The 13,502-nt window shown below is 53.5% G+C and carries 7 protein-coding genes; 6 read left to right on the top strand and 1 reads right to left on the bottom strand.

Annotated elements, in window-relative coordinates; translation table 11 throughout:
• Positions 1 to 9: 9 nt before the first annotated feature.
• The gene (locus tag P6287_RS04455; protein ID WP_101762501.1) at positions 10 to 987 is read right to left on the bottom strand and encodes a glycosyltransferase; all 978 of its coding nucleotides are present in this window, start codon (positions 985 to 987) and stop codon (positions 10 to 12) included.
• Positions 988 to 2,013: 1,026 nt separating this feature from the next.
• Here P6287_RS04455 and P6287_RS04450 point away from each other — a divergent pair.
• From P6287_RS04450 to P6287_RS04425, 6 genes are all read left to right on the top strand, one after another.
• Complete coding sequence (locus P6287_RS04450) at positions 2,014 to 3,654, top strand: sensor histidine kinase (protein ID WP_277974571.1); 1,641 nt, start codon at positions 2,014 to 2,016, stop codon at positions 3,652 to 3,654.
• A complete protein-coding gene (locus P6287_RS04445; protein ID WP_110867792.1) occupies positions 3,647 to 4,339 on the top strand; it encodes a response regulator in 693 nt (230 codons plus the stop codon). The genes P6287_RS04450 and P6287_RS04445 overlap by 8 nt, the downstream gene beginning before the upstream one ends.
• Positions 4,340 to 4,509: 170 nt before the next feature.
• The gene (locus tag P6287_RS04440) at positions 4,510 to 5,598 is read left to right on the top strand and encodes an ABC transporter substrate-binding protein (protein WP_277974570.1); all 1,089 of its coding nucleotides are present in this window, start codon (positions 4,510 to 4,512) and stop codon (positions 5,596 to 5,598) included.
• Between the two features lie 73 nt (positions 5,599 to 5,671).
• A complete protein-coding gene (locus tag P6287_RS04435) occupies positions 5,672 to 7,441 on the top strand; it encodes an iron ABC transporter permease (protein WP_101762505.1) in 1,770 nt (589 codons plus the stop codon).
• Entirely contained in the window at positions 7,434 to 8,504 is a 1,071-nt protein-coding gene (locus P6287_RS04430; RefSeq protein WP_217547452.1) for an ABC transporter ATP-binding protein, read from the top strand. Before P6287_RS04435 ends, P6287_RS04430 begins: the two co-directional genes overlap by 8 nt.
• 286 nt (positions 8,505 to 8,790) lie before the next feature.
• Complete coding sequence (locus tag P6287_RS04425; RefSeq protein ID WP_277974569.1) at positions 8,791 to 12,192, top strand: autotransporter outer membrane beta-barrel domain-containing protein; 3,402 nt, start codon at positions 8,791 to 8,793, stop codon at positions 12,190 to 12,192.
• Positions 12,193 to 13,502: the final 1,310 nt, after the last annotated feature.

Here is a 13,502-nt window from a genome sequence, read left to right as displayed (position 1 = left end):
CCTCAGCGTTTATTTCTGTGCCAGGCGGCGCAGACGCGATACCAGTCGTGGACTGACAAAAAACAGCGCAAAGTACAGGCTCCACGGATTGAGCATCAATCCTGATGTGAAATAGGACTTGAAGCTGCGACGGTAGAGCGAAATATATTCATCAATAAAGGCGCGGCTGAATCCGTCGCTGTGCAGCGCTTTATAGATATAAGACGAGGTCACTTTTAAATAGAGATGGTAATAACAGCGGCTATGCTGCGCGGATAAAAACGCCTGCATGCCATTAAACGAACGCGCAAAGGAGAAATGCTTTTCGCGTAACGCCGATCGCGTGGCGGAGTTGGTGGATTCCACATAGTAATAAACCACCTGCTGGGTGAAGATCACCTGACGATCCTGTTGCAGGTGCAGGTAATTGACCACAAACAGCAGATCTTCGAAGTTATAAATCTCCTCGTTGAAGGTGAGCTGATGCTGACGAATCACATCACCACGAAACACCTTGTCGCAGATGCCGTGACGCGGATTGAAATAGAGCAGATCGTTAATCGCCGCCGAAGCGGTCAGCTGGCGCGCGTCACTGCTGTTGGCCGGGAAATCGAGCGGATCGCCTTGCGGCGTGAAGTGCTGCGATTCCCCACCCACCATGGCGATGTTGTTTTGCATCAGCCGCACATAGGTGGCAAACGCGCTGGCCGGCAGAAAATCATCGGCGTCTAAAAAGCACAGCAGTTTGCCGCGCGAGGCGCGAATGCCCTGATTGCGCGCCGACGAAACGCCGCCGTTGGTTTTGTCGATAATGTGAAAATGTGGGTAGTGGGCGTAATTCTGTAATATCGCGAGCGAGTTATCGCTGGAGCCGTCATTAATAAATATCGCTTCAAAACGGCTTTCTTCCTGCTGTAGCAGGCTGTCAATGCATCGCTCCAGATACGCCGCGGCGTTATACACCGGCACGATGACGCTGATCAAAACGTCGTTAACGGGATTTTGCATATAACCTCTGGACTCTGTCGGAGTAAAAGTTGCGGACGGAAAAAGTATTCGCTGAACATTGCAGTGATTAACAGTGCACGTTGCTTGCGCCCGGCTTAACATTTATTGCCTGTCTATTTCAGAGTTTCCTCAGGTCAAATAAAACTGGCCTTTAATTCTCTGTAAAAAGATCGCTAAATAAGATAATCGCCAAATAAACCGTGCAGATTTATTCTGCTTTCGTCAGGTAAAACAGGCAGGCTACCGCCCCAGGCTTGCAGCTACCTGTTTACTGACTACGCATAAACCCATTTTTCAGGCATAAAAAGGCTGCGCTGCGCTCGTAAGAGTTCAGTTAATTTTCAGCCAGTTACGTTTTATCTTGTGGTGATTTGGCTTAATAGCGTCACTACGTCATTCACGGCGAACTTAAATTAAATTTTTATCTGTCTGGTAATGAGCGTTAAAAAAACGCTGGCGTCTTTATCGCGCTCATCACCAAAAACAAGAAATGCCGACCGGGGCTGAGTAGGTGCATCAACAGACGGGCCTTCTCAACGAACGTCACGACATTAACGATATTTGCTGTGTGCCCTGCACTTTTATTACTTCGGCGCGTCTTTTTGCGTTCCGATGAGTGCAAGTGGCGTTAATTCAGTGCGGCGTTTGCGGTCGCACTGCAACGGGCTTAATGCCCAAAATTTGCGATCTAATTCAAAACTTTTCCCGGCATTCTCACCACTCAGGGTTATAAGGTCAATGGTTGCCAGGCCAAACCGGAATTTACTCAGAGAAAGGCTGGATTAAATAACGGCGCATAGATTAGCCGTGGTGAATTGATTTTTTGCCGATTGATTAGCGCCACAGCAGGCGAATACCAGGAATAAGATGGGAATATCGCTGACATGGTGCCAACAGTAACCAGCGCCTAAGCCGCGCCGGGATTGAAGCCAGCTCACAACTCTGAAGATAGCGTGTCACGGCACGCATTTTCGCGTGCTAGTCTGCAGCCATGCCTCTCTCCAGTTTCTCTTCACTGCAGGTTGTATGAAACGCAGATTATCTTTCCAGGTAAAACTCTTCCTGTCGCTGGTGCTGTTTTCCTGCCTGCTACTCGCCTTGCTGGGCACTATTCTGTTTCATTTTATCGATCGCCAGCTGCATCACGATTTGGGACAGCGCGCGCGGGTGCAGGCCAGTGAAATTGCGCTGATGCCCGGGCTGGCGGAGAAAGTAGCGCGCCGCGATATCGCTGGCATCGCCGCGCTGATTCAGCCGCTGCGCAACCAAAGCGATGCCAGCTATATCGTGATTGGCGACACGCAAGAACACCATCTCTATCACTCGGAGTCACCGGAGCGCCTCAATCTACCGATGATTGGCGGCGACAATGCCGAGGTGCTGCAGGGCAAAACCATTATTTCGGTGCGCAAAGGCGGCATCGGCGTGTCACTGCGCAGCAAGGCGCCAATCTTAAATGCCCAGCACCAAGTGATTGGCATTGTCTCGGTGGGTTATCTCACTTCCTATATTGCCAATATCAACGTTAGCCTGCTGTGGCAGGCCAGTTTGTATGGCGTGGCGCTGCTGTTGCTGCTGTTTATTTTTTCCTGGATGTTTAGTCGCAACCTGAAAAAACAGATGTTCTGGCTGGAGCCGAAGGATATCGCCCTGCTGGTGCTGCAACAAAAAGCGCTGCTGGAAGCGATGTATGAAGGCGTGTTTGCGGTCAACGCGGAGCGGCAGCTGATTCTCATCAACCGCGCCGCACGCGAGTTGCTGGATATTCAGCAGAGTGAGAGTGAACTGCTGGGGAAACCGCTGGATGCGGTGTTGCAGATTCCTCCGGCGTTTTTGCGCCAGCATGAGGTGAAAACTCACGATCACGTTACCGTGCTCAATCAGCGTCAGGTGATCGTTAACCGGGTGGCGATCGAGCTGGAACCCGGCGAGCCTGGCGGCTGGGTATGCAGCTTCCGTGATAAAAACGACATCAATACGCTGAGCAGCCAGCTGAGCCAGGTGAAACGCTATGCGGATAATTTACGCATCATGCGTCATGAACAGCTGAACTGGACCGCCACGCTGGTCGGCCTGTTACAGATGCAGCGTTACGACGACGCGATGCGCTACATCCACGCGCAATCAGCTGGCGCGCAGCAGGTGCTGGATTTTGTCTCGGCACGCTTCACCTCACCCGCGCTCTGTGGGCTGCTGCTGGGGAAATATGTCAGTGCGCGGGAAAAAGGCGTGGAGCTGAAATTTGATCCGGCCTGCCAGCTGAGCCGCATTCCTGCCGCGCTGAGTGAAACGGCGTTGATGTCGGTGATTGGTAATCTGCTGGATAACGCCGTCGACGCCACGCTCAATGCCATAACGCCCGCCGCCCCGATAGAATTGTATATTTCTGGCCGTAATCAGGAGCTGTTAATCGAAGTGGCCGATCAGGGTTGCGGCATCGATGACAGCATTAAACCGCATCTGTTTGAGCAAGGCGTCACCAGCAAGCCGTCCAGCAACGACGATATGTTCGGTGCAGAGCACGGCATCGGCCTCTATCTGGCGGCAGGTTATGTACAGCAGGCGGGCGGCAGCATTGAGATCAGCGACAACTCACCGCAGGGCACCATCTTCTCGGTGTTTATTCCGTTCCAGCCCGCCGCATTAACAGGACTTTCCCATGAATAATGCTAAGCCGCTTGATGTGGTGATTGTGGAAGATGAGCCGCATCTGGCCGATCTGCATCGTGAATATATTGAGCAGAACTTTCATCTGCGTGTGGTCGGCATTGCCGCCACGCTGGCGCAGGCGCGCGCGCTGATTGCCGCGCATCAGCCACGGCTGCTGCTGCTCGACAACTATTTGCCGGATGGTCAGGGCGTAACCTTGATTGACGATCCGCTGCTGAAGCGTTTTGAGTGCTCAGTGATTTTCATCACCGCCGCCAGCGACATGCAAACCTGTAGCCACGCGATGCGCAGCGGCGCCTTTGACTACCTGCTGAAACCGGTGTTTTTCCATCGCCTGCGCGCGTCGCTGGAGCGCTTCATGCTGCTGGTGCAGACCCTGCGCCAGATGAAGAATGTCGATCAACAGGCGCTGGATAAGCTGTTCAACCTGCCAGCCAGTGACGCGCCTGCCGCGCCATCCACCAAAGGCATTGAGTCGATTACGCTGGAACGGGTGAAAGGCTTTTTTAACGCAGCACCGCACAGCAGCTGGTCGGTTGAACAGGTGGTAGAAAACATCGGCATCAGCAAAACCACCGGCCGCCGCTACCTCGAATATTGCGTAGAGATCGGATTTATTGGCGTCGAGATGCAGTACGGCAATATCGGCCACCCGCGACGGCTGTACCGCAAAATCCTGTGATCACGCGCAAATTCCGCGCGCGGCCACTTGCGGTTTTTATGGTGTTAATTGCCTAAACGACGCCAACAATCACACTTCGTGAAGATAACAATCCGTCACCTCTTGTGTGGAAAAGGCGATCGGCTATGTTGACCTTTAGTTCCTCAAATGTAACTAAAAGGTTAATTATAATGTCGAACACTTTTCCTCTGTCTCTGATTGCCGCCACTGTGTTTGTTTCCATGTCAGCCGTAGCGGCTCCGCCGCAAGGTTACCCTTCGGACTACCAAAGCGTGATTGATGCCGCCACCAAAGAGGGCAAAGTGGTGGTCTACTCCACCACCGACATCAAAGCCGCCGGACCGCTGGTCAAAGGCTTTGAGGCCACTTATCCCGGCATCAAAGTTGAATATAACGATATGAACAGCACCGAGCTGTACAACCGCTTTATCAGTGAACAAGCTTCGGGTGGCACCAGCGGCGATGTGGTGTGGAGCTCCTCAATGGATACCGGGCTGAAGCTGGCGACCGACTACGCGCAGGAGTACAAATCCCCTGAACTGGCGCAGCTGCCGAAGTGGGCGGTGTGGAATAACAAGGCGTACGGCACCACCTACGAACCGGTGGTCTTCATCTACAACAAGCGCATGATCCCGGCCGGTGACGTGCCCGATTCGCACGCTGCGTTAGCCAAGCTGCTCGCCAGCCAGACCGACAAATTCAAGAGCAAAGTCACTACCTACGATATTGAGAAATCGGGCCTCGGCTTCATGCTCTCAGTACAGGATGCCAAAGCCGACCCCAACTACTTCAAAACCCTGGCCGACGTGGCGAAAGGCGGTTTAGCCGTGCAGTCTTCCACCGGCACCATGATGGAAAGGGTTTCATCCGGCGAAAACCTGATTGGCTTTAACATTCTGGGTTCTTACGCCGAAGCGCGCGCCAAAACCGATCCGTCGCTGGGCATCGCTTATCCGAAGGATTACACGCTGGTGCTGTCACGCGTCTCGTTCATCAGCCAGCAAGCGCAACACAGCGATGCGGCTAAGCTGTGGCTCGATTACGTGCTGTCTGAAAAAGGGCAAAGCATTCTGGCCAACCAAGCCGACATCCCTTCCCTGCGCAACGATATTGAAGGCAAAAATGACATTGATGGCCTGACCAAAATGTTAGGTAACGCGCTGAAACCGATCCCGGTTGATGAAAGCCTGCTGGAATATCTGCAACCGAAAAAACGTCTGGATTACATCAAACAGTGGCGCACAGCCGCCGGTAAATAACGGCAGTACCGAAGCGCGGCCGCTGCGTCGCGCTTCTCTTTCTGTTATCTGATTCGCCATTCAGGGTCTCAATATGCGTGCATTGCAGAGAAAGTGGCAAAGCCTGCCGCGCGGCGTTGTGGTGCTGATAACCGCGCTGGTTATCTACGTTCCGCTGTCGTTTATCGTGATACAAAGTTTCTTGTCCGCCCCGTTCTTTTCGCCGTCGAAAGCGTGGAGCCTCGAGTCGTTTGAATTTATTTTCACCGATCCCGACTTCTATAAAGCGCTGCGCAGCGGATTTATTCTCGCCTTCGGGCTGGTGATCATCGCCATTCCGCTGGGCGGTATTCTGGCGTTTCTGATGGTGCGCACCGATCTGCCCGGCCGACGCATCATTGAGCCGCTGATCCTCGTGCCAATTTTTGTCTCGCCGATGGTACTCGGCTTTGGTTACGTGGTGGCGGCGGGCCCGGTGGGATTCTTCTCGCTGTGGGCACAATCGCTGTTCGGTTTTGTGCCGTGGAATATCTACGACATGTCGAGCATCGTAGTGATCGCCGGGCTAACGCACGTCCCGCACGCCTATCTGTATATCTCTTCTGCGCTGCGCAGCGTGGGATCGGATGTGGAAGAAGCGGCGCGTATTGCGGGCGCGACACCGCTGCAGGTGATGACGGCGGTAAGCTTGCCGATGGTGCGTCCTTCAATGCTGTATGCCACCGTGCTGCTGTTCTTCCTCGGGCTGGAGGTGTTCGGCCTGATGCTGGTGCTGGGCGATCCCGAAGGCAACATGGTGTTGGCCACCTATCTCTATCAGCTGACTAACAAACTCGGCACGCCTTCTTATCATCTGATGGCTGCCGTGGCGGTGGTGCTGATCTGTATCACCATCCCGCTGGTGATGCTGCAACGCCGCCTGATGCGCACCGCCAATCGCTTTGTCACCGTAAAAGGTAAAGCCTCGCAGGCGCGTGCGCTGCCGCTGGGCAAATGGCGCTGGGTGGCGGGCGCGGTTGTCGCCTTCTGGCTGACGGTGACCATTGGCGTGCCGCTGCTGGGCGTGGTGCTGCGTGCGTTTATCTCAAACTGGGGCGTTGGCGTCTCAATCTGGGATGAGCTGTCGATCAAAACTTTCCAGACCATCTGGGCGCAGCCTAACCTGCTGCGCGCCATCGTCAACTCGATGGCGATTGGGGTAATTGGCGGCGCGCTGGCGGTGGTGTGTTATCTGTTTATCGGTATCGCCATGCACCGCAAACCCGATAACACCACGCGCTTCCTCGACTACAGCGTGCTGGTACCGCGTGCGGTGCCGGGCTTGCTGGCAGGCCTGGCGTTTCTCTGGGTGTTCCTGTTCCTGCCGATGTGGCTGGATAACTCGCTCAAATCGGGCTGGCTGTCTGATTTCGTCTGGTCGCAGTGGCTGCGCGATAACCTGATCGTCTGGCTGCGGTCACTGCGCAGCACCATCTTCAGCGTCTGGCTGGCGTATACCGTGGTGTGGATGGCGTATGGCCTGCGTCTGATCTCGTCCACGCTGCTGCAGGTCGGGCCGGAACTGGAAGAGGCGGCGCGCAGCACCGGCGCCACGCGCGGACAGATCACGCGTCACGTCACCATTCCGTTATCCCGTTACGGCCTGATTGGCTCATGGCTGCTGATGTTCCTGATTTTCGAGCGCGAATATTCCACCGGCGTGTACCTGCTTTCGCCCGGCACGGAAACCATCGGCTCCATGCTGGTTTCCCTGTGGGCGGCGGGCGCGATAGATATCGTCGCCGCACTCTCGTTTATTAACATCCTGCTGGTCGTGGTCGGTTTGGGTATTGCCTTGCGATTTGGAGTCAAATTACATGATTGAATTATCGGTCGAGAACCTGCACTTAACTTACGGCGACAATCCGGTGCTGAAAGGCGTGTCGATGAATTTGCAGCGCGGCGAAGTGGTTTCTCTGCTTGGTCCGTCCGGCAGCGGCAAAACCACGCTGCTGCGTGCGGTCGCCGGGCTGGAGAAGCCAACGCAAGGCACGATTGTGATTGGCAACAACACGGTTTACGCCGGCACGCCGCGCAGTGAGATCCCAGCGGAAGAACGTAATCTGGGGTTGGTGTTCCAGTCCTACGCCTTGTGGCCGCACAAAACCGTGTTCGAGAACGTGGCGTATCCGTTAAAGCTGCGCAAAGTGGCGGCAGCGGAGATCACCCAACGCGTGCAGGATGTGTTGGTGCAGTTGGGGTTAGGCCACCTTGGTAAACGCCATCCGCACCAGCTTTCTGGCGGTCAGCAGCAGCGCGTGGCAATTGGTCGTGCGCTGGTCTACAACCCGCCGGTGATCCTGCTGGATGAGCCGTTGTCGAATCTGGATGCCAAGCTGCGCGAAGAGGCGCGCGTGTTCCTGCGTGAGCTGATCATCAAACTGGGCTTGTCGGCGCTGATGGTGACACACGACCAGAATGAGGCGATGGCGATTTCCGACCGTATTTTGCTGCTCAATAACGGCAAAATCGAACAGCAAGGCACGCCGCAGGAGATGTACGGCTCGCCAAAAACCCTGTTCACCGCCGAGTTTATGGGCAGCAACAACCGGCTGCACGGCAAAATCACCGAGCTGCGCGACGGCAAAGCGCGCATCGAGGGCAAAGGCTGGGCGTTGTGGGGATTGGCGGGCGCAGGCGTGCAAAACGGCCAGGAAGCCACGGCGGTGATCCGCGTCGAGCGGGTGAAACTGGTCGAGGGGCCGGGCGAAAATCAGCTGGAACTGCCGCTGCTCACCAGCATGTATCTGGGCGATCGCTGGGAATATTTGTTCCGCACCCAGGGCGATGATTTTGTCATTCGCGCTTATGGCAGCGAGGTGCGCGATCCGCAGCACTGCCATCTGGCTTTGCCGGAAAACCATGTGTGGATCTTCCCGAAATCCTGATGTTAAGGGGGGCGGCCAGCCGCCTCCTTTCTTCACTGATAATCCTCATTAAAAATATTTTTTTTAAAACAGAATACACAGCGACACATCACCTCCTGCGATTAAATACGCCGCTCAATAATTAAATTCTTTCTGCACTTATCTTATTCAAGACATGTCTTACCCGGCTTTTTACCGCATCTTTCATATTCTCTCTGCCATCAAGTTATATCCATCCCTTAATCATCCCGCGCGCGAATCATTGTGTTATTGCGGCGTGAGATACTTTCACAGGCAGAGAGTCAAAATGAATAAAAACTATCGGGTTATCTGGAATCACAGCCAGGGTAATTATGTTGTCACCTCCGAACTGGCACGCGGTAAAGTAAAATCATCCCGCTCCAGCACAGCACGTCGCCTCACCGCAGGCTGCGTGGCGAAGGCCTTTATGGCGCTTGCCAGCGTCGGGATTATCCAGCCCGCGCTGGCCGCCCCCGCCTACGGTGAATATGCTTCTGGCGCGGGCAATATTATTAATATTCAGGATAAGGACGTGGCTACCAGCGATGACAGCGCACACGCCTTATTTGTTGAAAAAGGCGCCACCGCGCACAGCAATAATATGAACTTCACGACCAGCGGTAAAAAAGCGTTCGGGGTTAATGTTGATGGTGCGGGATCGAATATTGATATAACCGGCGGTACGATTACCACTACAGGTGCACAGGGATATGGTTTAGTGGCTGGCAATGGCGGCAAGTTAATGGCTAGCGATATTACCTTGAATACTTCCAGCGTGGGCATTTACGCCGATAAATCCAAAATTCTGGCCAAGAACCTGAGCGTACAGGCCAACGCCTATGGCGTTTACGGTTTGGGTAAAGGTACTGAGCTTGTCATTGCCGACAGCAACGTAAACGTGAACGGTAATAGTGCCTACGTGCTGCTGGCTGAAAATGGCGCTAAAGTCACCAGTACCAACAGCCATTACACCACGTCAGGCAGTAACGTTGATGGCGGATGGGTGAACAATGACTCAGAACTCAATATTTTTGGCGGCAGCATTACAAATACCGGTAAAGGTAGCAAAGGCATTCTTGCTAAAAGCGGCGGCATTGTGAATGTTGATGGGGTGACCGTGGTATCTACTGCCCAGGGAATCAATAGCTATAGCGCAAACACGGTAGCCAATGTGGCTAACAGTCATGTCACCGTTACAGATAATGGTGCATATGGATTACTGGCTGAAAATGGCGGAAAAACCACAAGTCATAACAGCCATTACGTCGCGACGGGTGATAATGCCTTCGGTGCGTGGGTAAATATCGGTTCGGAACTGAATATTTTTGGTGGGAGCATCACTACGACGGGAAAAAACAGCACCGGCATGCTTGCTAAAAAAGGTGGCGTCCTGAATGCTGAAAATATACAGATTGATGCAAGAGGACGTGGCGTCGTGGCACAAAGTGAGGGTACCCGCGCAAATATAAATAATAGCAAAATTTCTTCTGGGGCTTATTTTGGCGGCGCAGTTACTGCCAGTAATAAAGGGTTAGCCACCGTTCGAGATAGTAAATTAATTGCCGTGGATAGAAAGTCTGCTGGTATTTACGCCGATTTTTCAGGACAAGTCGATGCAGAAAATGTAGATATTGAGATCATCGGTGCCGGGTTTGGTGCAGCCTCAAGTTTTAATGGAAGGGCAAACATAATTAACTCAAGAATAAAAAGCCAAAGAGGTGGCACTGCTTTCCATGCTGAAAGTGGCTCCGTATTAACAGCTGACAATGTTTTTGCTGAAATAGATAATATTAGCAATCCTGAAAAGTTCGCTAATGCGATTAATGTTAAAACTGAATCCACACTTTATAATGGCCCGACCGTTAACATTAATAATTCATTTTTACACATTAAAGGAAATAACGCCGCAGGAATTTTGACTGACAGTACTGAAGGCCAGGCCAACCTTAATAACACCGTCTTGACAGTGGATAACGGGCCAGCAATCATCGCTTATAATAATGCCCTTTCAACAGTGAATCTTGATAACAGCCTGTTGTCCGGCACAACACTGCTCGAAACCGGGTTAGACCCGTACGGCGAAGATGCAGGAGCGGATGTGCGCGGTATTACGGTTAACGCCAGCAATCATTCTCAACTGCAGGGTGATGCCAACATTGATCGCAGCAAAACGCAGGCCAGCAGCGTCAGTCTGGATTCCGGTTCGCGCTGGCAGGGTGCCGCGCATGATTTACAGGATCTGAGCTTAGCGGGCAGCAGCCAGTGGAATATGACCGGCAGCTCCACCGTCGACAACCTGACGGCCAAAGACAGCACCATCACCTTCGATCACGGGGCAGGCGATTTCCACACCTTAACCGTTAAGGGTGACTACAATGCTGACAACGCCAAACTGGTGATGAACCTTGCGCTGGCGGGTGACGATACGGCTAGCGATAAACTGCATATTGCCGGCAACGCCAGCGGCACCACCAAAGTTCAGGTGCACAATGCGGGCGGTAAAGGTGCTGCCACGCTGGAGGGCATTGAGTTGATTCGCGTTGATGGCACGCAAAACGGTGAGTTCCTGCAGGATGGTCGCATTGTCGGCGGCGCGTGGGATTATGCGCTGGTGCAGGATAAAAACGGCAAGTGGCGCCTGGTTAGCGATCCGATTCCCGTTGATCCAACGCCTGTCGATCCCATTAAAGACGAGGGCGGCGATACGGGCACCGTCATTATACCGGAGGTGCCGCAACCGAAACGTACCCCGCGCGCCCGTCCGGAAGTCGGCAGCTATATTGCCAACCTTGCGGCGGCCAGCAAGCTGTTTACCCTGAGCGCAGCCGACCGTCCGGGCGTGAAAGAATACCGTGATGCGCTGACCGGCAAAGTGGAAAAAACCACGCTGTGGCTGCGCAACGAAGGCGCGCACGGGCGCTTCAGTGACAGCACCGCGCAGCTGAAAAGCACCACCAACAGCTACATGACGCAGCTGGGTGGCGACATCGCACAATGGAGTTTGAATGGCAGCGACCGTTTCAGCCTCGGCGTGATGGCGGGTTACGGCAACGCCAAAAGCAATACGCTGTCGAAAACCACCGGCTACAGCGCCAAAGGCCAGGTTAACGGCTACAGCGGCGGTATCTATGCCGGCTGGCAGCAGGACAGCCAGACGCGCAGCGGCGCCTTTGTCGACAGCTGGCTGGCCTACAACACCTTCAGTAACAGCGTGAAAGGTGAAGGTCTCGGTCAGGAAAGCTACAAGTCGAAGGGGATGACCGCGTCACTGGAAGGCGGCTACAGCTTCGCCTTCGGCGAGCAGCAGCAGTATCGCCTGCAGCCGAAAGCGCAGGCGGTGTGGATGGGCGTAAAAACCGGCGATTATACCGAGCAGAACGGCACCCGCGTCAGCGCCACCGGCAAAAATAACGTGCAAACCCGCACCGGCGTTCGGGCAACCATGCACACCGCCACCGCGCAGCCTTACGCTGAAGTGAACTGGCTGCATAATACGCAGCGCTTCGGCAGTAAACTGGATGGCGTGAAGATTGAGCAGGCGGGTGCGCGCAATATCGGCGAAGTGAAACTGGGTCTGGAAGTGAATCCGAGTCAACACGTCGGCATCTGGGGCGGCATCGCGCAACAGGTTGGCGGTAAAGGCTTCAGCGATTCCAGCGCCGCGCTGGGTATTAAGGTACATTTCTGATCAATGCGCCGGGCGCCATTCAGGCTGAGTTTCGCGCCGGATTGCAGGTTAAGCTGACGGATCACCACGCGCGCATTGTTGAGATTCAACTGAGAACCGCAATCTGCAATGTTCAGCGTATCCACCGTCCAGCCGCCGTCGGAGAGATCGCCCGGATTACGCGTGTGCTCAATGCAGACGTTGCGAATAACCCTGGCGATCGCTGGGAACATTTGTTCCGCAGCATTGCCATCTGGCGCTGCCGGAAAACCATGTGTGGATTTTCCCGAAATCCTGATGTTAAGGGGGGCGGCCAGCCGCCTCCTTTCTTCACTGATAATCCTCATTAAAAATATTTTTTTTAAAACAGAATACACAGCGACACATCACCTCCTGCTATTAAATACGCCGCTCAATAATTAAATTCTTTCTGCACTTATCTTATTCAAGACATGTCTTAGCCGGTTTTTTACCGCACCTTTCATATTCTCTCTGCCATCAAGTTATATCCATCCCTTAATCATCCCGCGCGCGAATCAACGTTTTATTTCGGCGTGAGATACTTTCACAGGCAGAGAGTCAAAATGAATAAAAACTATCGGGTTATCTGGAATCACAGCCAGGGTAATTATGTTGTCACCTCCGAACTGGCACGCGGTAAAGTAAAATCATCCCGCTCCAGCACAGCACGTCGCCTCACCGCAGGCTGCGTGGCGAAGGCCTTTATGGCGCTTGCCAGCGTCTGGATTATCCAGCCCGCGCTGGCCGCCCCCGCCTACGGTGAATATGCTTCTGGCGCGGGAAATATTATTAATATTCAGGATAAGGACGTGGCTACCAGCGATGACAGCGCACACGCCTTATTTGTTGAAAAAGGCGCCACCGCGCACAGCAATAATGTGAACTTCACGACCGACGGTAAAAAAGCGTACGGCGTTTATGTTAATGGTGCGGGCTCGAATATTGATATAACCGGCGGTAGTGTCAATACAGCGGGAGCATTCAGTCACGGAGTTATTGCTGGTAACGGTGGCCGCATTAAAGCCGCCGATGTGGTCATTAATAGCGCCGGATTTGGCTTATATGCAGATAAGGCCACTATCAACGGTAAAAATTTAACCGTCAACTCTCAGGAATATGGCGCAAATGCTATAGGCTCGGGTGCAGTTATCGACGTTTCAGATAGCCGTTTCACTGTTGCAGGGGCAAATAGTTACGCGGTACTTGCTGAAAATGGCGGTAAAACCACCAGTATTAATAGTCACTATGTCACTACGGGAAAAAATTCCTCCGGCGGCTGGGTTAACGGTAAATCCGTATTAACTATTTTT

The organism is Pantoea sp. X85, assembly GCF_029623675.1.
In the GTDB taxonomy this organism is placed as follows: domain Bacteria; phylum Pseudomonadota; class Gammaproteobacteria; order Enterobacterales; family Enterobacteriaceae; genus Pantoea; species Pantoea leporis.
The sequence above is the reverse complement of the archived record's forward strand: the minus strand, read 5'-3'. Positions and strand labels throughout refer to the sequence as shown.